Below are 20,730 nucleotides of genomic sequence, written 5' to 3'. Positions count from 1 at the left end.
ATGAAGCGCAGGAGCGGGCAGGACCCGGCAATCACGAAGAACTGGCGGCCCGCGACCCTGGCAGTGCGGGGCGGCAGTGCGCGCAGCGAATGGGGCGAGACGTCCGAAGCGCTGTTCCTGACTAGCGGCTATAGCTATGACCGCGCGGAAGACGCGGCTATGCGCTTTGCTGGCGAGCAGCAGGGCATGACCTATTCGCGCTTGCAGAACCCGACCGTCGAAATGCTGGAAAAGCGGATCGCCCTGCTGGAAGGCGCCGAAGCCTGCCGCGCGACCGCCACGGGCATGGCCGCAATGACCGCGGCGCTGCTGTGCCAGCTGTCGGCGGGCGACCATGTGGTGGCGGGCAAGGCGCTGTTCGGCTCCTGCCGCTGGCTGACCGACACGCTGCTGCCCAAATTCGGCATCGAGACGACGACAGTCGACGCCACCGACAATGCGGCCTGGGAAGCTGCGGTGCGGCCGAACACCAAGGTCTTTTTCTTCGAGACGCCGGCGAACCCGACGATGGACGTCGCCGATCTGGAAGCGATCTGCGGCATCGCAAAGGCGCATGGTATCGTTAGCGTGGTGGACAACGCCTTCGCTACACCCGCTCTCCAGCGGCCGCTGGATTTCGGCGCGGATGTCGTGGCCTATAGCGCGACCAAGATGATGGACGGGCAGGGCCGCGTCCTGGCTGGCGCGATCTGCGGCACGGAAGATTTCATCATCAACACACTGCTGCCCTTCCACCGCAACACCGGGCCGACGCTTAGCGCCTTCAACGCCTGGGTGGTGCTGAAGGGTCTGGAGACGCTGGACCTGCGCATCCGCCGCCAGAGCGAGAATGCGCTGAAGGTCGCGAAATTCCTGCAGAGCCGGGTGGAGAAGGTACTCTATCCCGGTCTGGAGAGCCATCCGCAGCATAATCTGGCCATGAAGCAGATGGAGATGGCCGGGCCGATCTTCTCGCTTTACGTTGGCGGTGGGCGCAAGGAGGCGCATGGCCTGCTGAACGGATTGGAGCTGGTCGATATCAGCAACAATATCGGGGACAGCCGGTCGCTGATGACGCATCCGGCATCAACCACCCATTATGGCATGGCGGAAGAAGCGCGGCTGGAAGTCGGCATCACCGAAGACATGCTGCGTCTGAATGTCGGCCTGGAAGACCCGGACGACGTGATCGAGGATCTCGATCGCGCGCTCAAGTCGATAGGCCGTTGACGGACATAGGGTGAAAGGCGCATTTCTTAATCCGTGAACGCGCTCTTTCCCTTCCACGCGACCACGCGCGACATCAACGTGCATGTGGCCGTCACCTTCCTGCCTGAACAGTCGGAGCCGGATCGGGGGCGCTGGTTCTGGGCCTATCATATTCGGATCGAGAATGATGGAGACCAGCCGGTGCAATTGCTGACCCGCCATTGGGTCATCACCGATGGACGGGGGACGCAGCATCGGGTGGACGGCGACGGAGTCGTCGGAGAGCAGCCGGTGGTGCAGCCGGGCAGAAGCTATGATTATGTGTCGGGCTGCCCGCTCAATACACCGACCGGATCGATGAAGGGCCATTATCATATGATCGGCGCCAGCGGGGAGACGTTCGATATCGCCATTCCTCACTTCGCGCTCATAGCTCCGGCGGTTGCTGAATGAAGCGTACCCATTTGCCGCTCAACGGCCTGCGCGTCCTGGATGCGGCAGCGCGGCACCTGTCCTTCACCCGGGCTGCTGATGAGTTGGCCGTGACACCAGCCGCCGTCGGGCAGCAGATCCGCGCGCTCGAGGACCTGCTCGGCGTTGTGCTGTTCCGACGTACGCCCAAGGGGCTGGAACTGACACCGGAGACAGAAGCCGGACTTGAGGCGCTGAGGGCGGGATTCCTGGAATTTGAAGAAGCGGTGCGCGCTATGCAGGCGGGGCAGTCCAGTTCCTCGCTGACGATCGCGGCGCCGCGGGACATAACCGCCAAATGGCTGCAGGCACGCCTTGCAAGCTATGCGGCGAGCCAGCCTGACCTGAAATTCGCTCTCGTCGCGGCCGACGACACGCTCGATTTCACCGAGGCCAATCTCGACCTGGCGCTCCGGCTGGCCGAAGGGCCTGGTGAGCATGAAGGCGTGAAGCTGGGCGAGGCGCGCTTCGTAACCGTCGAGGCAGCGCAGGGAGGACCAGAACATCGCATCGATTGGCCGGGCTGTCCCGCCGGGGGTGAGCCTACAACGATTCGTGTGGCCGACGCCGGGCTTGCCATTGAGGCGGCCATCAACGGCTTTGGACGAGCCACGGTGCCGCTGCTGCTGGCGCAAGCCGACATTGGTGCAGGACGAGTGCGCCCGGTGGGTGACACGATAGAGACGCCGTTCGCTTATTGGCTGATTGCTCCCTTGCCCCAATGGCGGCAGAAAAAGGTCAAGGCGTTGATCGAGGCACTGACTTCCTGATCATCCGGCGGTCCGTGGCTGTGGGGAGGGGAAATGGCCCATAAAATCTTCGCCAAAATCGCGGGTTCAGGCGCTCTTCTGATAATTTGTCTTTCGCCGCCGCTTTGGGCTCAGGCGCGCTATGTCGCGGGGGTGACGGAGGCGCGCGAGAAGGAGTGGCGCGCCTTGGTGGCTGCGGCGCAATCTGCCTATGGGCAAGGGCATGCGGCCGAAGCGATCGACTCTGCGCGCAAGGCGCTGGCCTTAGGCGAAGAGTTGTTCGGGGCCGATGACCCTCGCACGCTAATCTCTGTCAATGATCTGGCGTTGCCGCTCGAGTCGGTGGGGCGCTATCGGGAAGCGGAACAATTGTTGCGGCGTGTCTTCGATAGCTATCTTCGCACCAGGGGTGAGGATGATCCCAATTGCCAGATGGCGCTGGAGAATCTCATCGACTTCTATCTGGCGCACAAACGGCCCGATGCAGCGAGGCCATTGGCGAAATATGCGCTGGAAACATTTCGCCGCACCACCGGGTCGGCGAGCGAACGCAGTCGCCGGATGGAAAAAATCCTGTCAGGAATACCGGAGCTTAGCGCAACCGCAGGAGGCGAGTAAAAGATTGTTCAGGACTTTGGCTCGTTACTTATATCTTCAGTGATAGACCTTCAGGTGAATTGCTAAACAATCTGCGATTGTTATCCAAAGCCATCCATCGGACGGGGGCGTTTGATTTTCCCATAACTTCCGCCAGTGCATGCATTGGTGTGAGCTTGGGGAACTGACCACGACACCGGAACAGAAATCCTATGGGTCGCAAAAAATGGCGGGCGATCGGCCGAAGGGCTGGTCGCCCGCTTTGATTTCCAGCCCAGCGTACGCCCGTGGTCATGTCGGCCATAGCAAGGAATGTCCTCCGGCAATGGCCCCGAGTCGCCAAATTCGGCGTCAGCTTAATTAACCTTGATTAAAGCTGAGACATAAGCCGCAAGATATAGTTGAAATAAATAATCTATATCTAAAGAAATAGGCTGTGAGTTATTTTTTCGGCCCCAATCCATTAAAATGGTTAACAAAAGTTGATTTTAGATGACTCACTTTATTCCTGCCTAATAAGATAACTCATCGGGTCAGAAGCAATAAGACGATAGGGTTAATCCGGGGCGGTAAGGACTAGTGATGTCCAGCCGGCGGGAGATTGCAGACAAGGGGCAATAGCTGATCCGCTAATGCCATGTCGATGAAGATGGAAATTCGAATGCGTGACTGCGTTCGGAAACAGTCTTCTGCGCGCGTCTTTCGCCCGTCCCATGGCGACAGGTTGGGATGGAAAGATGGATTTCGAGCGCGAATGGAATGTCGATGCCGCCGCTGACCGTCAGCAGGCACCTGAGCCGGAACTGGCCGCTCTCGCCGCGCGGGTGAAGGGTCATCCCATTCAACCTGGATCGATGCGCACCGTAACGCCGGGTCCTGACGGCACGGTCGTGCTGCCCGCTGGAACCGACATCAACAATATCGAGGTCGACGGCCGCAACCTGGTCGTCACGCTGCCCGATGGCACCCAGATGGTGATCCTCGACGGCGCAGTGGTCGTGCCGCGGATCGTTGTCGGCGACGTTGAAATCCCGTCGGTAAACTTGGCCGCTCTGCTAATCGGCGAGGAACCGCAACCTGCCGCCGGTCCGGCGCGCAGTTCCGGGGGCAACTTCCTGGCTGCTGATGGCGAAGTGGGTGATCCTCATGGGCTGGGCGATCTGCTGCCGCCAACCGAATTGTCTTTCAGTCAGCCCGAAGAGCGCGAGATCCTGCCGATCGCTCCGAACGAAGCGCCCGAAGTCACGATCGTAACACCCAATCAACCGGCCGGCGCTATCAACGCAACAGCCGGTGTTAGCGAAGCGGGCTTGCCCGCGCGCGGCGAGGAACCGGCGGGCACTGCGGCAGCAAGCGACAGCGAGCGCACCAGCGGTACTATCCAGATCACGGCGAATGATGGCCTGGCCGGCGTGACTATCAACGGCACGCCCATCACCACGGTTGGTCAGACGGTGTCGACGCCGCTCGGCGTGCTGACGATCACGTCTATTGCGCCCGATGCGATCGGCTACAGCTATGTGCTGAGCGACAATGTGGTAGGAACGCCGCCGGCTGAAGTCTTCACGGTGGTGGTGACTGATAGCGATGGCGATCAGGCGACGGCTACGCTGACCATATCGATCGCAGACGATGCGCCGCTGGCGCGTAATGATGCGGACCTGGTGGCCGCAGGCACCTATGGCCCGGAAACCGGCAATGTCGTCACCGGCGCGGGCACGACCTCAGGCACCGCAGGCGCCGACGTCAGCGGCGCTGACGGCTTCGCCGCAAGCGGTCCGGTCGTGGGCGTTGCTGCAGGTGCCAACGGTGCCGCGCTCGACAATGCAAATACGGTCGGCCACGCGATCCAAGGGCTGTACGGTATCCTGACGCTGAACGGCGACGGCAGCTATAGCTATGTCCGCTCGGCTGGAACTCCGGGCGGGGTCAGCGATAACTTCACCTATACGGTGCGCGACGGCGACGGTGATCTGTCGCCCGCGACGCTGACGATCAACATCGGTGACAGCGGGGCGGTCATCACTTCCATACCGACCTCCGGCGCGGGCACCGTGGTCGACGAGGCAGGCCTGGGTACTGAAAACCGCCCAGGTGAATCGCCCGGTTCGGATGCCCCTGCCACCATCGAGACGACCAACGGCACGATCACCTATGTGGCACCGGACATGCCGGCGACCGTGACGATCAACGGCGTGACCGTCACCGCGGTGGGCCAGCAGATTGCCGGTACCAGCGGCACGCTTACCATCACCGGCATCGCGCCTGGATCGATCAATTACAGCTATACCGTGACCGACAATACATCCGGCGACGATGTGACGGACAAGTTCACCGTCGTCGTGACCGATGTTGATGGCGACGCCTCTGCGCCCGGCACGCTGGTCATCACGATCAAGGATGATGTGCCGACGGCGCATGACGATGCTGCCACGCAGACGGCGGAAAATGCGCCCATCGTCATCAACGCCTTCACCAACGACGTGTTCGGTGCAGACGGCGTGGATATCCACAATGCGACGACGCCGAAGGTTACTATCGTCAGCGGCCCGGCGCTGGGCAGCGTCAGCTATGACGCGGTAACCGGGCTCTTCACCTTCACGCCTGCCGCGGGGCAGGAAGGCACTGCGAGCTTCATCTATCAGATCGAGGATGGCGACGGTGACACATCGCAGGCGACGGTTACCGTCACCCTGTTGCCGGACTCCACGCCGACCATCCTGATCGCGGAAAGCTCCGACACGCTGGTCGATGAGTCGGCGCTCAACCCCAACGGCTCGAATGCCGCCTCTACGGCGGAAACCGCAGTCGGCGCGCTGGTCATTACGACCGGAAACGACACGGTCGGCACGCTGTTCGTCAACAATGTGGACGTCACCAACGGCGGAACCGTGAAAGGCGCCTTCGGTACCTTGACGATCACCGGTTCGCCGGCGGCCGGCTATACCTATAGTTACACGCTGGAAACCAATACCTCCGGCAACGGCACGCATGACGATTTCGCCATCACCGTGACCGACAGCGACGGGGACCCGGCAGCAACCACGCTGACCATCGCCATTGTCGATGACAAACCCCAGGCGCTACCGGATACTGATACGGTGGCAGCGGGGAGCTTCGCAGCCGAAACTGGCAATGTCATCACCGGCGCCGGCACCACCAGTGGCGCGACGGGCGCGGATGTGCTCGGCGCCGACGGGGCGGGCGCGCATGTGAGCTTCGGCGGCAGCATCGTGGGCGGCGTCTTCGTGCCCGGCAGTGGGCAGGGCGTGCCTCCGGGCGCTTCGGCTGTCATTCATGGCCAATATGGCGACCTGACGCTCTTCTCCAATGGCGATTATAGCTACACCCGGTTCACCGAGACGCCGGGCGGCGTGGAGGACAAGTTCGTTTACGTCCTGGCTGACAGTGACGGCAGCACTTCACCCGCGACGCTGACCATCTCGATCGGGGACTCGCTTCCGACCGTCACCACGCCCGCAGCGGGCGGCGAGACGACGACCGTCTATGAAGCGGGTCTGCCGGCGCGCGCTGGCGAGTCCCAAGGTTCGGGTGAACAGGCGGCTCCCGGAGCCAACGGTGATCCGCGCGAAGCCGTGTCGGGTACCGTCAACTTCCATTCGGGTGATGGCATCCAGTCGCTGACGGTTGGCGGCGTGGCGCTCGATCCTTCGTTGTTCCCGCAGACGGTGGTGGACAACGCCACGGGTACGCTGGTGATCACCGGCGGAAGCTTTGATGAGCTGACCGGAGACGGTTCCTTTACCTATACCTATACGCTGAAGGACAACACCTCCGGCAACGCCAACACCAGCATCAGTTTCGATATCGTGCTGACCGACGAGGATGGCGATCCGGCCAGCAGCAGCCTGGCTATCGCGATCATCGATGACAAGCCGCACGCTCTGGCCGACACCGACACGGTAGCGTCGGGCAGTTTTGCGGCTGAAGCGGGCAATGTCATCACTGGCCTTGGCACCACCAGTGGGGCAGCGGGCGCCGATGTGTTGGGCGCTGACAGTGTGGGGGCACGTGTCAGCTTCGGCGGCAGCATCGTGGGCGGCGTCTTCGTGCAGGCCAGCGGCCAGGGCGTGCCTCCGGGCGCTTCGGCTGTCATTCATGGCCAATATGGCGACCTGACGCTCTTCTCCAACGGCGATTACAGCTATACCCGCTTCACCGAGACGCCAGGCGGCGTGGAGGACAAGTTCCTCTATGTCCTGGCCGATGGCGATGGCAGCACGTCGCCGACGACTCTGACGATCTCGATCGCGGATTCCACGCCGACGCTCGCAATACCTGAAGCTGGCGGGGAGACGACGACCGTCTATGAAGCGGGCCTGCCCGCGCGTCCGGGCGAGTCCGAAGGTTCGGGTGAACAGGCGGCACCCGGCCCCAATGGCGATCCGCGCGAGGCGGTGTCGGGCACCGTCAATTTCCATTCTGCCGATGGTATTCAGTCTCTGACGGTTGGCGGCGTGGCGCTCGATCCCTCGCTGTTCCCGCAAACGGTGGTGGACAATGGCACCGGCACGCTGGTTATCACCGGCGGCAGCTATGACGACCTGACCGGCGACGGTTCCTTCACCTACACCTATACGCTGAAGGACAATACGTCCGGCGACGGCACCAGTGTCAGCTTCGATATCGTGCTGACGGACCAGGACGGCGATCCGGCGAGCAGCAGCTTGACCATCGCCATCGTCGATGATGTGCCGCATGCGATCGACGACGCAGGGGGCGTCGTGACCGAGGATGGCGCCGTGAGCACGCTGTCGGGCAATGTCCTGACGAACGATGTGCCCGGCGCGGATTCCCCGAGCAGCTTCGTGGGCTGGGGCGCGGACACGGCCGCTATCGCTGAACTAAACACCTATGGCACGCTGACGCAGAACAGCGACGGCACATGGAGCTATGTCCTCGACAACAGCCGCGCTGCAACGCAGGCGCTGGGGGCGGCGTTCAGCAAGGACTTCACGCTCAACTATACGATGCAGGATGCCGATGGCGACCCGTCTTCGGCCAAGCTGGTGATCACGGTTCACGGTTCTGCCGATGACGCGACCGTCACGACGGCGGCGCCTACGGGCCCGGACAACACCGTCTATGAAGCTGGGCTGCCGACCGGATCATTGAACGACGGTTCGTATGTGACGACGGGCAGCTTCACCGTGACGGCGACCGATGGCATCGCCAACATTGTTGTGGGTGGCACGACCTTCACCCTGGCGCAGATGCAGGCGTTCGGCACCACCAATGGCGTGGTGAACACTGGCGAAGGTACGCTGCGCCTCACCGGCTTCAACAGCGCGACGGGGGTCGTGAACTACAGCTATACGCTGACCGCGACGATCGACAATGATAGCTATGCTGGCGCGACGCCGACCGCGTTCGACGATACGGTGCTGCTGACGGTCAACAGCATCGGCGGTTCGACCGGCAGTGATGAACTGGTGGTCCGCATCATCGACGACGCGCCTCAGGCGGTTGACGATGCGGGTGGCACGGTGACCGAGGACGGCGCGAGTTCGCTGTCGGGCAATGTGCTCACCAATGATGTGGCAGGTGCCGACCAGCCCAAGAGCTTCGTTTCCTGGAGTGCTACCGATGCGGCCGCCATCACCGAGCTCAACAGCTATGGCACGCTGACGCAGAATGCGAACGGCACCTGGACTTATGTCCTCGACAATAGCCGTGCTGCAACGCAGGCGCTGGGTGCAGCGTTCAGCAAGGATTTCACGCTCAACTACACGATGCAGGACGCGGACGGCGACCCGTCGTCAGCCAAGCTGGTGATCACGGTCAAGGGCGCGGCAGACAGTGCGACCGTGACGACGGCAGCGGCCACTGGACCTGACGCCACGGTTTATGAAGCTGGCCTATCAACCGGATCCGCGCATGACGGCTCGCACGTGACGACGGGCACCTTCACCGTGACGGCCACCGACGGCATCGCCAACATTGTTGTGGGTGGCACCACCTTCACCCTGGCGCAGATGCAGGCGTTCGGCACCACCAATGGCGTGGTGAACACTGGTGAGGGCACGTTGCGCCTGACCGGTTACAATGCCGGGACCGGCGCGGTGAGCTACAGCTACACGCTGAACGCCACCATCGACAATGACAGCTATGCTGGCGCTACACCGACCAATTTCGACGACAGCGTCGCACTGGCAGTGAATGGTATTGGCGGGACGACTGCCAGCGACACGCTGGTGGTCCGCATCGTGGATGACACGCCGCAGGCGCTTGATGATGCCGGCGGCACGGTGACCGAGGATGGCGCGAGTTCGCTGTCGGGCAATGTGCTCACCAATGATGTGGCAGGCGCCGACCAGCCCAAGAGCTTCGCTTCCTGGGCCGCCGACACGGCGGCGATCGCTGAGCTCAATAGCTATGGCACGCTGACGCAGAATGCGAACGGCACCTGGAGCTATGTCCTCGACAACAGCCGCGCTGCAACGCAGGCGCTAGGGGCGGGGTTCAGCAAGGATTTCACGCTCAACTACACGATGCAGGACGCCGATGGCGACCCGTCGTCAGCCAAGCTGGTGATCACGGTCAAGGGCGCGGCAGACAGTGCGACCGTGACTACGGCAGCGGCCACTGGACCGGACGCTACGGTTTATGAAGCTGGCCTATCAACCGGATCCGCGCATGACGGCTCGCACGTGACGACGGGCAGCTTCACCGTGACGGCCACCGACGGCATCGCCAACATTGTTGTGGGCGGCACGACCTTCACCCTGGCGCAGATGCAGACGTTCGGCACCCCCAACGGCGTGGTGAACACTGGCGAGGGGACGCTGCGCCTGACCGGTTACAATGCCGGGACCGGTGCGGTGAGCTACAGCTACACGCTGAACGCCACCATCGACAATGACAGCTATGCTGGCGCTACGCCCGCCAACTTCGACGACAGCGTCGCGCTGGCGGTGAATGGTATTGGCGGGACGACTGCCAGCGACACGCTGGTGGTCCGCATCGTGGATGACACGCCGCAGGCGGTTGATGATGCGGGTGGCACGGTGACCGAGGATGGCGCGAGTTCGCTGTCGGGTAATGTGCTCACCAATGATGTGGCAGGTGCCGACCAGCCCAAGAGCTTCGTTTCCTGGAGTGCTAACGATACGGCCGCCATCACCGAGCTCAACAGCTATGGCACGCTGACGCAGAATGCGAACGGCACCTGGAGTTATGTCCTCGACAACAGCCGCGCTGCAACGCAGGCGCTGGGCGCGGCGTTCAGCAAGGACTTCACGCTCAACTACACGATGAAAGATGCCGATGGCGATCCGTCGTCGGCCAAGCTGGTGATCACGGTCAAGGGCGCTGCCGACAGTGCGACGGTGACGACGGCAGCGGCCACTGGACCTGACGCCACGGTTTATGAAGCTGGTCTGCCGACGGGTTCGCTCCACAATAACTCACATATCACCGTGGGCACGTTCACGGTCACGGCAACCGACGGCATCTCTAATATCGTGGTGGGAGGCACGACCTTCACCCTGGCGCAGATGCAGGCGTTCGGCACCACCAATGGCGTGGTGAACACTGGTGAGGGCACGTTGCGCCTGACCGGTTACAATGCCGGGACCGGTGCGGTGAGCTACAGCTACACGCTGAACGCCACCATCGACAATGACAGCTATGCTGGCGCTACACCCGCCAACTTCGATGACACCGTGGCGCTTGCAGTGAATGGTATTGGCGGAACGACGGCCAGCGACAATCTGGTCGTTCGCATCGTCGATGACACGCCGACGCTTGGCACGGTGCAGAACCAGCAGACCGACAATAATGTCGCAACTGCGCCAGCGGTGGGCACGCTGCACTATGTGCCCGGCGCGGATGGTACCGGCTCGATGGTCATCACCGCCAACACATCGTCCATTACGGTCGGCGGCCAGGCTGTAGTGACATCGCAGAGCGGCAATGTGCTGACCGGCTATGTCGATGCGGATCATAGCGGCGGCTTCAATGCAGGTGACACCACGGTCTTTACGCTGACGGTCAATCCGAACGCCGGGACTTCGGGTCAATATGTATTCGATCTGGTGACGAAGCTCGACCCGACGGTAACCGATGTTCCGATCGGTCAGGGAAGCGCATTTGGTAGCGGACCGAGCAACGAAATCGTCGTCACCGACAAGGCGACTTCGCAACAGCTGGTCTATGTCACCGGCTGGGCGCCCACGGGCGGTTTCACGCCGGCAGAGATCTCCACCTGGGAGGCCACTGGCGCCGTCACCGCGACCCAGACGAGCAATGTCAACGGCTCCACCCAGGGCTGGGGCCTTGCAAATAATAACTTCGATGCAGGGGAATTCCTCCGCTTCGATTTCGGTCCGCTGGCCGACTATGACGGTGCAGGTGGATACACGCCTCCCAACACGTACAATATTGTGAACGCCTCTTACGCCACCTTCTCCTTCTTCAACTTTGGGGCGGGCGAAAAGATCATCTTCGTTGCGCACTACACTGATGGCACCCGCGGGGTATTCGAAATCAACGGGCCCGATGCGGACAATCAGCAGAAGATCTCCGCACCGGCAGGGGCGCTGATCGACTGGATCGATGTCTATCAATCGAGCGGCGAGATGAAGCTCAATCTCACCAATGTCGGCGTGGCCAGCAGTTCGATCGACAAGACGATCCCCTTCACCCTGCAATTCACCGACAATGACGGGGACACCACCGCCACCCAGAACTTCAGCGTTCATGTGAAGGATGGCTTGACGCCCGCCACGCCGGCTGCGCCGATTGCAATCGATCTCGATGGCGATGGGCTGGAATTCTTGTCGCTCGCAGCCGGGGTCAGCCATGATTATGGCGCTGGCGCGGTCAACACGGCGTGGGTGAGTGCCGATGATGGGCTGCTCGTCCACACCGTTGGCGCCGCCTATGACATCGTCTTCTCTGACGACGCGTCGGGCGCCAAGAGCGATCTGGAAGGCTTGCGCCTTGCTTATGACAGCAATGGTGATGGCGTCTTTGACGCGAAGGACACTGCCTTTGGCGAGTTCGGCCTGTGGCAGGATGTGAACGGCAACGGTCATGTAGATGCAGGCGAGGTCAGGACGCTGACCGCGGCGGGCATAGCGGCGATTGACCTCAACTCCGATGGCAAGAGCTATGCGGCCGCCAACGGCGATGTCACAGTGCTGGGCGAGGCGAGCTTCGTGCGGACCGATGGTAGTAAGGGAACGATCGGCGACGCCGTGTTCACCACTGCGCCCAAGGACAGCGAATTAAGGGCGGACAACACGACGGCGAGCGGCTTCAATCAGGCGCTGGTTGCTGCCAGCTTGGTCGCGGTTGCGGGCGCAGCGGAAACGCAGGACGAAAAGCAGCAGAGCCCGACCAGCACGGAAACGACGCCTGTGGCGACGGCAGAAACTGTACCGGCGAGCGCGACGACGTCCGAACCGTTGACCGACAACGAGACCAAGACCCTGTCGGAACCGAGCGATGATCAGTCGGCGCACTCAGCCGAGCAGCCCGTTCAGCAGGCCAGCCACGGCTCTGAAGAACCCGCGCCCGATCATGCCACGCTGGCGGACCATAGCGCTTCGTCGGCACCGGCTCCTACCGACACGGCGCAGGCTGATCAGCCGACCCTTGGGGATCATCAGACGCTGCTGGCCCAGTCAATCAGCCTACCCTCCTTTGACGGCAATGCGGCAGCAGCTCTGGCTGCGGCGCAGGCAACCGCCAACGCCAATCCTGCAGCGGCGGAGGTGGTGAAGGAAGCGCTGGGCGCACATGATACGCCGCATATCGACGCGCTTCTCGCTGCGCTTCCGGGCGGGGAGCATGCTCCGACGCCGGTGCTGCTGAACCCGATTGCGGCAGAGCCGGTGGACCTTGGACATATGGCAGCCGCAGCAGCGGTCTTCGAAGCCGCGATCGCGGCGCATGAGGCGATGGCGGTGGCCCATGGCTGATCTGGAATTCTCGCGGGGTAAATTGGGGAGATTGAACATGATAAACGGGGTGGGGAGGATCGCTTCCTTCGGCTTGCTGATGGGGATGATGTCTACGGCCGCATGGGCGGCCCCGGCATCGCCTCTGCTGCAACTGAGCAAGCCGGAATTGCGGGATGCGCTCAGGAGCCGCTATGACACGGCAGTAGCCGCTGTGGGGGACGCGAGCGTGCGCGCCGCGCAGGACAGCCGCTGGACCTGGGCCGTAGAGGCCAAGAACCAGTGCGGCATCGCCATCGGTTTCATCAAATCCGGCACGAAGGATGCGGACAGCATCAACAAGTGCGACGACTTTGTGGCACGCCTTTCGGCGCCGCCACCGCCGCCGGTGTCGGCCGCAGGTTCAGCCCCACCCGCGCTGGACTGCACCGCACCGGCGGTGTCCATCTTCTTTGACTGGAACATGGATACGCCTGTGCCCGAGGGTGCGGCTACCGTCAGCCAGCTGACGCAGTCGGCCGCCCAATGTGGATGGAAGCGCTTCGGCGTTACCGGCTACACCGACACATCGGGCAGCAATCGTTACAATGACGGGTTGTCGCTTCGCCGCGCTCAGAACGTCGCGGGTCTGCTGGGACAGGGCGGCATCGCAGCCGACGCGATCACCGTCAGCGGACTGGGTGAAACCCAGTTGAAGATCGAAACCGCCGATGGCGTGCGCGAGCCGATGAACCGCCGCGTCGAAATCACAGCCAGCGCGAATTAAGGGGGGAGGCGAACATGACATTGATGCGCAAGACATGCGGCAGCCTGATCGCCCTTTGTGTGGCGACCGTGGCGGGGACGGCCTGGGCACAGACTACGGACCTCAAGAGCGCGATCGCTGCGGCGATCGACAGCCATCCGGAAATCAACCAGGCGATCCAGAACAAGGAAGCCATTGAGTTCGAACGCGAGCAGGCGAAGGGGCTCTATCTGCCCCGCGTCAGCCTCGAAGGTTCGGCGGGGGTCCGGCGGCTGGAAAATGCCACCCGTCGCGCCATCGGGATCCAGGATCAAACCCTTTGGCCGCTCGAAGCCAGCCTGGTTGCGGAAGAAACACTGTTCGACTCCGGCTATCGCAGCGCGGAAAAACGGCGGCAGGCGGCGCGGATCGACGGCGCGGCGCTGAGGGTAGGCGAGCGGTCGCAGTTCGTGGCGCTCAATGTCACGCGCCAGTATCTGGATTATATGCTGCAGCAGCGGGTCGTCGCAGCTGCCGAGGACAATATCGCCTTTCACCGTAAGCTGCTTGGCGACTTGGGCGAGGGCGTTAGCAAGGGCTCGATCAGCATCGCTGACCAGCAGCAGGCCGAGGAACGGCTTCAGGCTGCTCTGGTCCGCAAGAGCGAGGCGGAGCAGGACCTGACCAATGCTGCGATCAGTTTCCGGACGCTGACAGGTCTGTCGATTGATCAGGTGAGCATGCCTGATCCCGTGACAGGCGCGGTGCCGCCGACGTTGGACGAGGCTATCGCCGCTGCTCGCACGCATAACCCGCTCATCCGCGAGGCGGAGGCCGACATTCAGGCCGCCCATGCGGTGGTGGATGAGGCCAAGTCGGAGCTTGGGCCGACGGTGACCCTGGAAGGGCGTGGCCGTGTCGGTGAAGATGTCGATGGCTTCAAGGGCAATACCAACGATGTTCAGGGCCGTGTGGTCCTGCGCTGGCAGCTTTTCAACGGCGGCATCAACCGGGCGAAGGTGCAGGAGATGACCCGCCGGGCGAGCGAAGCACGCTTCCGCCTGAGCCAGCGTCAGCGCGAGGCGGAGGATGATGTCCGCACCGCCTGGAACCGTTGGGATACGGAAAAGAAGCGGCTGGCGGATCTGTCGCGTCAGGGCACGGTGTCGGACTCGCTGCTGGTGTCCTATCGCGAGCAGTTCAATGTGGGGCGGCGTTCGCTGCTCGACGTGCTGGACAGCCAGAACACGCGCTTCAACACGCAGGTTCGCAGCGAGACGGCCCGTTTCTCCGAAATCTTCGCGCAATATCAGATCCTGGCCGCGACCAACCAGCTGCTCGACACGCTGGGGATCGCGCAGCCTTCGGGCGCAAATCCTTACGCGCGCAAGAAATATGATGTTCCGGATCTGCCGCCCGCCGAATTGCAGCGGCGGCGCTATCCGGGCTGAGTTTCCATCTTTGGGGTCATTCCGGCGCAAGCCGGGGTGGCGCGGGGTAAACAATGTTGGAACGAAGCACACTTAGCTTGGCCGAATGGCTGAGCCATGAAGGCACGCCCGGTGATGAGCTGGTCGATTGCATCGCCCATGTGGCGCGGCATTTCGACCGCTCTCCGGGGATCGTCGGGCTCCGCGCGGGCTTGGCGGTCGATGAATCAGGACGCTTGCCCTTTCACCAGGCGGAATCGGCGCTCGACCAGATCGGGTTGCTGACGGACCATGTCCGGGGACGGCTCGACAAATGGCGGGCGGGCAACTTGCCCGCGATCCTGCCGTTGCGGAACGAGCGTTTCCTGCTGCTGCTCGAGGTGCGGCAGGGTGATGCACTGCTGCTGCTGCCCCATGCGACCGAGCCCGTATGGGCTGCGATCAGCGACCTGGAAGGCCATTTCACGGGCGAGGCGCTGGTTGTCATGGCCGATCATGGTCGGGAACGGGCTGAGGAACGCCCCTGGGACGAACGCGCGCGGCAGCACTGGTTCTGGCGCGAGGTTTGGCGGGCGAGGGGCTCCTTTGGCTATGTGATGCTCGCAGCTGCGATCATCAACCTCCTCGCCTTTGCGCTGCCGCTGTTCACGATGAACGTCTATGACCGGATCATCCCGAACAAGGCGGCGTCCAGCCTATGGGTGCTGGGCGTAGGCGTAATGCTGGCCTTTACCCTCGACTTCGCCCTGCGCTTGGCTCGCGCGCGGCTGGTCGATGAGGCGGGGCGCGAAATTGACGAGCGGCTTTCCCAGCGCCTGTTCGAAAAAGTGATGAACGTGCCGCTCGCCAGCAGGGCTGGCAGCACCGGGGCACTGGCGCGGCGCGTGTCCGAATTTGAATCGGTGCGGGAATTCTTCACCTCCACCACCGTCGTTCTGGCGATCGATGTGCTGTTCCTTTTCTTCTTCGTCGGGATCATCGCGCTGCTCGGCGGCTGGCTGGCGGTCGTGCCGGTCGTGATGATGGGCATCATGGCTATTGCTGGGTTCTTTCTGCAACGCTCGATGGCCAGGCTGTCGCGCGATGCCCAGGCAGACGCCAGCTTGCAGAACGCTGCCTTGGTCGAGGCGATCGGCGGTATCGAGACGCTGAAAGCCTGTCGCGCCGAAGGCCGCATGCTGGACCGCTGGCGCCGTTATGCACGGATGAGCGCAGCGACGCAGGAGAAGCTGCGGCGGTTGAGCTCGACCAGCGTCACGCTGGCCGCGCTGTGCCAGCAGGTGACGAGCATCGCGCTGGTCATTGGCGGCTTCTACATGTTCGCGGCGGGCAGCATTTCGATGGGCGCGATCATCGCCATCGTGATGCTGGCGGGCCGTTCGCTTTCGCCGGTGGGGCAGCTTGCCTTCGTGATTGTGCGTGCGCGGCAGGCGATGACCACGCTTGGCAGCCTGCAGACGCTGATCGATCAGCCCGACGAACGGCTGGACGGCGCGCGTGGCATCATTCCCAAGATCCGCAAGGGCGCGATCGTCGCCAAGGATCTGGAGTTCGCCTATCCGGGTGCGAGCCAGCCGAGTCTGCGCGGCATCAACCTTCGGGTTGAGCCGGGTGAGCGGATCGGGATCATCGGGCGGGTGGCGTCAGGCAAATCGACGCTGGGCCGGGTCATCTGCGGGCTCTATCCGCCTGCTGCCGGCGTGCTGACCATCGATGATATCGATAGCCGCCAATATCACCCGCATGAGCTGCGCTCCGCCTTCCGCTATGTCGGCCAGGACGCCGAACTGTTCAGCGGGTCGGTGCGTGAGAACCTGCTGCTTGGAGCGCGCGAGGCTGACGATCAGAAGTTGCTGGAGGCGCTGGAGCGCTCAGGTGCCTCGCGTTTCTTCGGCCGGGACGCGGCGGGCTTTGACCTGCACATCGGTGAGCGTGGCAATCGGCTGTCGGGCGGCCAGCGCAGCTTCCTGGTGCTGGCGCGGGCGTTGGTCGAACCGGCCAAGCTGCTGTTCCTGGACGAGCCGACCGGGGCGATGGACAATCAGACGGAAAATCTGTTTATCGAGCATCTGGCAAAGGCGCTGGAGCCGGAGCAGACGCTGATCGTCTCCACGCACCGGCATGCGCTGCTGCGGATCGTCGACCGGCTGATCGTGATTGATCAGGGCGTAGTGCTGGCAGACGGGCCGCGTGATGAGATCATCGGCCATCTACAGCGCGGAGCCGGGCAATGAGCGGGACTCAGCCCGTTCGCTTGAAGCAGCGTGCTTCTGCGCGGGCAGGAGCCCATTTGAACCGGCGGAACTGGGTTCCTGCCTTCGCAGGAACAGGTGGGGCATCAATCCTGTGTGCTGGCGTCGGGGCGGCGGTGGCACTCGCGGCTGTGCTGCTATGGCATCAGCAGCCACAGCCGGCGCTACGTGCAAAGATCGTAGAGACGGCTCCAGCAATTCCCCGCCAATATATGGCCCTGGTTGCGATGACGGAGCAGGTCGGCCCTGCGGCCGAAGGCGACGAGGCGCGCGAAGAAAATCAGCGTCTCGGCTTCGCGGATGGTGCGATCGCTGCCGCCAAGCCTTTTCGGGCTGTGGTGGGAGCAGGCGAGGATCATGACCGCGCGCTGCAATGCTTGGCGCAGGCCGTCTATTATGAAGCCGCGCGTGAGCCCGAAAGCGGTCAGCGCGCCGTCGCCCAAGTGGTTCTCAACCGAGTGCGTCATCCCGCCTTCGCCAAGACGGTGTGCGGCGTCGTGTATCAGCGGTTTGACGCTTCCGTCTGCCAATTCAGCTTTGTGTGCGACGGTTCGCTCGCGCGGCGGCCCTTGCCCGCCCTGTGGGACCGGGCCAAGCGCATAGCTGCGGATGCGCTTGGTGGCCGGGTCGAGAAGGATGTGGGCACGGCGACCCATTACCATGCCGACTATGTCTTTCCTCGCTGGGCCCCGCATTTGGCGAAGCTGGCGCAGATTGGCGCGCATATCTTTTACCGCTGGCCGGGCGGTTGGGGCCTGCCCGCCGCGTTCACCGGGCGCTATGCGGGGGGCGAGCGCATTCCGGCATTTGATCCTTCCCGCTTCGCCGCTTCGTCGGAACCTGTGATCGACTACCCGCCGGTTGCTGCCTTGCCCGAGCGGCGGGCGGCCAACGATGTTGGTGGGCGCATGGACCCCACCAAGGGGTGGAAGCTGTCGATTCCTGATCCGTCTCCGAGCGGCGGTGCGTTGGCGGACATGCTCGCCCGCCAGCAAAAGGCCACGCCAGTCACTTTGGCCGCCGACGACCATAATATTCAAGGGGTGCAACCATGATTTCGCGCTGGATTAACTGGCTGCGGGGGCAACCGGGCAACAAGCAGGTCATCCTTTACAGTGGCGGCGGTATGCTGGTCTTCCTGATGTGGGCCAGCCTGGCGCCGGTCGATGAAGTGACGCATGGGCAGGGGCGGGTGATCCCGTCCAGCAAGGCGCAGGTCATCCAGTCTGCGGAGCCCACAACGATCGAGGAAATTCTCGTCCGGTCCGGACAGAAGGTGAGCAAGGGACAGCTTCTGGTGCGCCTGGACGATGCCATGCTGGCGTCGGAACTCGGGCAGCTTCAGGCGGAGACACGGTCGCTGACGGCGCGCGCTGGGCGATTGGAGAAGGAAGGCACTGGCTCAGGCGCGGCCTGCATGACAGGCGGCCCTGAATGCCAGCAGGAACAGGCGCTTGCCGCCGTGCGCCAGTCGGCGTTGCGGAGTAAGCAGGACGCCATGTCGGCGCAGGTTGAACAGCGCCGCCGAGAGTTGGGGGAAGCGCAGGCTACGATCGCCAGCCTTTCCGGCAGCGTACAGCTGGCGCGGCAGCGGGTGGCGATGCTCGAACCCTTGGCCGCGAAGTCGATCATCCCGCAGACGGAACTGCTCGACGCCCGGCGCGAGTTTGTGGATGCGCAGGGACGGTTGAACGCAGCGCAGCAGCAGGCTTCTCGCGCGTCCGCCGCGATCCGCGAGGCGCAGGCGCAATTGTCCGAAGCCAATTTCCAGTTCCGGCAGGATGCGCTCAACGAACGCAGCCAGTTGGAAGCGAAGATCGCTGTGAACAGTGAATCCCTTCGCGGCGCAAAGGGCAGGGCGCAGCGGGCGGAAATCCGCTCCCCAGTGGATGGCGTGGTCAATGACGTGCAGGTAACGACCATCGGCGGCTATGTCAGCCCTGGGCAGAAGATCATGCAGATCGTGCCCGTCGGCGAAAAATTGCTGGTCGAGGCGCGGGTGAAGCCCAACGACATCGCCTTCATCAAGACCGGCGATCGTGCAGTGGTGAAGGTGACCGCCTATGATTTTTCCATCTACGGCGGCCTGACCGGTACGGTGCAGCAGGTGTCGGCCGACAGCGTCTATGATGAAGCGACGCGGGAGGCCTATTTCACCGTGGTGGTCGAGACGGACCGGGCGTGGCTGGGTTCAGGCGTGCACAAGCTGCCGATCACGCCGGGCATGGTGTGCGACGTGGAGATAATGACCGGGCGTAAGTCGGTGCTGGCCTATTTGCTCAAGCCGATCATGAAGGCGCGTTCGGAAGCCTTGCGGGAGCGGTGAGCGGCTGCGTTAGCGCGCGGCGAACTGCACCGCCTGGGGCTTGGTCATGCGATAACCGTGCGTCCAGCGGCCATAGGCGTTGAAGCTGAGGATAGGCCGATAATCGCTGACCTGCGACGAAGGCAGAACCTTGTCCGTCATATTGTCGAGGATCATCAGTTCGTTACCGATTCGCACCGCCAGCACTGCGTGGTCAGCCTGGCGAACCAGATCGCGAGCGATGACCAGGAACATGGCGCGGCGATCGAACCCTGCCGCTTCAAGCAGCTTCATCTTGGCGATGGCGTAATCTTCGCAGTCGCCTGCGCCGCGGAGCAGCGACTGACTGGCCGTCGCCCAGCTGTCACCACCTTGCCTGTCATCGACGAAGTGCAGCCGTTGATTGACCCAGCGGTTGATCATCTCGACCTGCTCTTGTCCTCCAGCAGCCTGCGCGCTGCGAAGGAGACTGCCCCACAGACCATTGCGGGCTAGGGGCTGCGATATGGAGGCCCATTTGCTGTCGAGTGCCGTATGCCCGATCGGTAGCGCGACGGAGCCGAATATGTCGGGCTGGCCGATGCGCGGCGCGGGCTGCATTGGAGCAGCAGCCGAACGGACGGGCATCAGGAAAGCGGCGGGCCGCGGCGCCGGTGCAGGCGTCAGGCCGCGCATGAATGCCGGCGTCAGATCAGGCTGGCGATAGTTTAGGCTGCCGACGGTTATCGACAGCTGGACGCCCTGCAACTGCCAGCCGGGCAGCTTGCCCAGGAATGCGCCTAGGCGGCGATCATTGACGATCGCCGCCGGTGAGGGCTGATCCGGGATAAAGGCGGCAGGCATGGCTGCGCCCTGTTGCGCGCTGATCGCCGCGAGGCGGCTCATGCCGCCAGCCAACAGATTGGCGGCAATGCGGTCCGAGGGTGTGTAGCTGGCCTCACTCCGGCCCGTATAGGGCGCGGACGGCACGGTCAAAGGAGCTTGCGCGATCGCGTAACCGCTCATGCCCGCCAGCAGCAGTGCTGGGATAGCCCGCGAGGCAGAGGTGCGAAGGGACGGGACGAAGCCTGACATGCTTCGCACCATCC

Annotated in this window: 11 protein-coding genes; 10 read left to right on the top strand and 1 reads right to left on the bottom strand. The window is 63.1% G+C overall.

Annotation, left to right across the window (positions count from 1 at the left end):
• The 10 genes from metZ (at window position 1) to ACZ5Y5_RS06420 (ending at window position 19,663) form a co-directional block, all read left to right on the top strand.
• Window positions 1-1,209, top strand: coding sequence for an O-succinylhomoserine sulfhydrylase (gene metZ, locus ACZ5Y5_RS06465; RefSeq protein WP_464810348.1), 1,209 nt, complete (start codon window positions 1-3; stop codon window positions 1,207-1,209).
• Window positions 1,210-1,242: 33 nt separating this feature from the next.
• Window positions 1,243-1,641, top strand: a complete 399-nt coding sequence (gene apaG, locus ACZ5Y5_RS06460; protein WP_464810347.1) for a Co2+/Mg2+ efflux protein ApaG — start codon at window positions 1,243-1,245, stop codon at window positions 1,639-1,641.
• Window positions 1,638-2,429, top strand: coding sequence for a LysR family transcriptional regulator (locus tag ACZ5Y5_RS06455; RefSeq protein WP_464810346.1), 792 nt, complete (start codon window positions 1,638-1,640; stop codon window positions 2,427-2,429). The genes apaG and ACZ5Y5_RS06455 overlap by 4 nt, the downstream gene beginning before the upstream one ends.
• 33 nt (window positions 2,430-2,462) lie before the next feature.
• Entirely contained in the window at window positions 2,463-3,026 is a 564-nt protein-coding gene (locus tag ACZ5Y5_RS06450) for a tetratricopeptide repeat protein (protein ID WP_464810345.1), read from the top strand.
• A 692-nt stretch (window positions 3,027-3,718) separates the two neighbouring features.
• A complete protein-coding gene (locus tag ACZ5Y5_RS06445) occupies window positions 3,719-12,952 on the top strand; it encodes a beta strand repeat-containing protein (protein ID WP_464810344.1) in 9,234 nt (3,077 codons plus the stop codon).
• An 88-nt stretch (window positions 12,953-13,040) separates the two neighbouring features.
• Window positions 13,041-13,697 (top strand): OmpA family protein, encoded by a 657-nt coding sequence (locus ACZ5Y5_RS06440; RefSeq protein ID WP_464810343.1) that lies wholly within the window; start codon window positions 13,041-13,043, stop codon window positions 13,695-13,697.
• 14 nt (window positions 13,698-13,711) lie between these two features.
• Window positions 13,712-15,106 (top strand): TolC family protein, encoded by a 1,395-nt coding sequence (locus tag ACZ5Y5_RS06435; RefSeq protein ID WP_464810342.1) that lies wholly within the window; start codon window positions 13,712-13,714, stop codon window positions 15,104-15,106.
• Window positions 15,107-15,183: 77 nt separating this feature from the next.
• Window positions 15,184-17,319: a type I secretion system permease/ATPase gene (locus ACZ5Y5_RS06430; protein WP_464810341.1), complete on the top strand. Its 2,136-nt coding sequence runs from the start codon at window positions 15,184-15,186 to the stop codon at window positions 17,317-17,319.
• A 134-nt stretch (window positions 17,320-17,453) separates the two neighbouring features.
• Complete coding sequence (locus ACZ5Y5_RS06425; protein WP_464810340.1) at window positions 17,454-18,392, top strand: cell wall hydrolase; 939 nt, start codon at window positions 17,454-17,456, stop codon at window positions 18,390-18,392.
• On the top strand, window positions 18,389-19,663 hold the full coding sequence (locus ACZ5Y5_RS06420; protein WP_464810339.1) for an HlyD family type I secretion periplasmic adaptor subunit: 1,275 nt from the start codon (window positions 18,389-18,391) through the stop codon (window positions 19,661-19,663). Before ACZ5Y5_RS06425 ends, ACZ5Y5_RS06420 begins: the two co-directional genes overlap by 4 nt.
• A 9-nt stretch (window positions 19,664-19,672) precedes the next feature.
• On the opposite strand, the gene ACZ5Y5_RS06415 is transcribed toward ACZ5Y5_RS06420, so the two are convergent.
• Window positions 19,673-20,716 (bottom strand): transglutaminase-like cysteine peptidase, encoded by a 1,044-nt coding sequence (locus tag ACZ5Y5_RS06415; RefSeq protein WP_464810338.1) that lies wholly within the window; start codon window positions 20,714-20,716, stop codon window positions 19,673-19,675.
• Window positions 20,717-20,730 lie beyond the last annotated feature (14 nt).

This window comes from Sphingobium sp. TomTYG65 (assembly GCF_055395525.1).
The sequence above is the reverse complement of the archived record's forward strand: the minus strand, read 5'-3'. Positions and strand labels throughout refer to the sequence as shown.

Bases quoted from the DNA above. Each gene is read 5' to 3' on its own strand.
- metZ (WP_464810348.1), top strand. From the start codon at position 1: ATGAAGCGCAGGAGCGGGCAGGACCCGGCAATCACGAAGAACTGGCGG.
- ACZ5Y5_RS06455 (WP_464810346.1), top strand. From the start codon at position 1,638: ATGAAGCGTACCCATTTGCCGCTCAACGGCCTGCGCGTCCTGGATGCG.
- ACZ5Y5_RS06450 (WP_464810345.1), top strand. From the start codon at position 2,463: ATGGCCCATAAAATCTTCGCCAAAATCGCGGGTTCAGGCGCTCTTCTG.
- ACZ5Y5_RS06445 (WP_464810344.1), top strand. From the start codon at position 3,719: ATGGCGACAGGTTGGGATGGAAAGATGGATTTCGAGCGCGAATGGAAT.
- ACZ5Y5_RS06440 (WP_464810343.1), top strand. From the start codon at position 13,041: ATGTCTACGGCCGCATGGGCGGCCCCGGCATCGCCTCTGCTGCAACTG.
- ACZ5Y5_RS06435 (WP_464810342.1), top strand. From the start codon at position 13,712: ATGACATTGATGCGCAAGACATGCGGCAGCCTGATCGCCCTTTGTGTG.
- ACZ5Y5_RS06420 (WP_464810339.1), top strand. From the start codon at position 18,389: ATGATTTCGCGCTGGATTAACTGGCTGCGGGGGCAACCGGGCAACAAG.
- ACZ5Y5_RS06415 (WP_464810338.1), bottom strand. From the start codon at position 20,716: ATGTCAGGCTTCGTCCCGTCCCTTCGCACCTCTGCCTCGCGGGCTATC.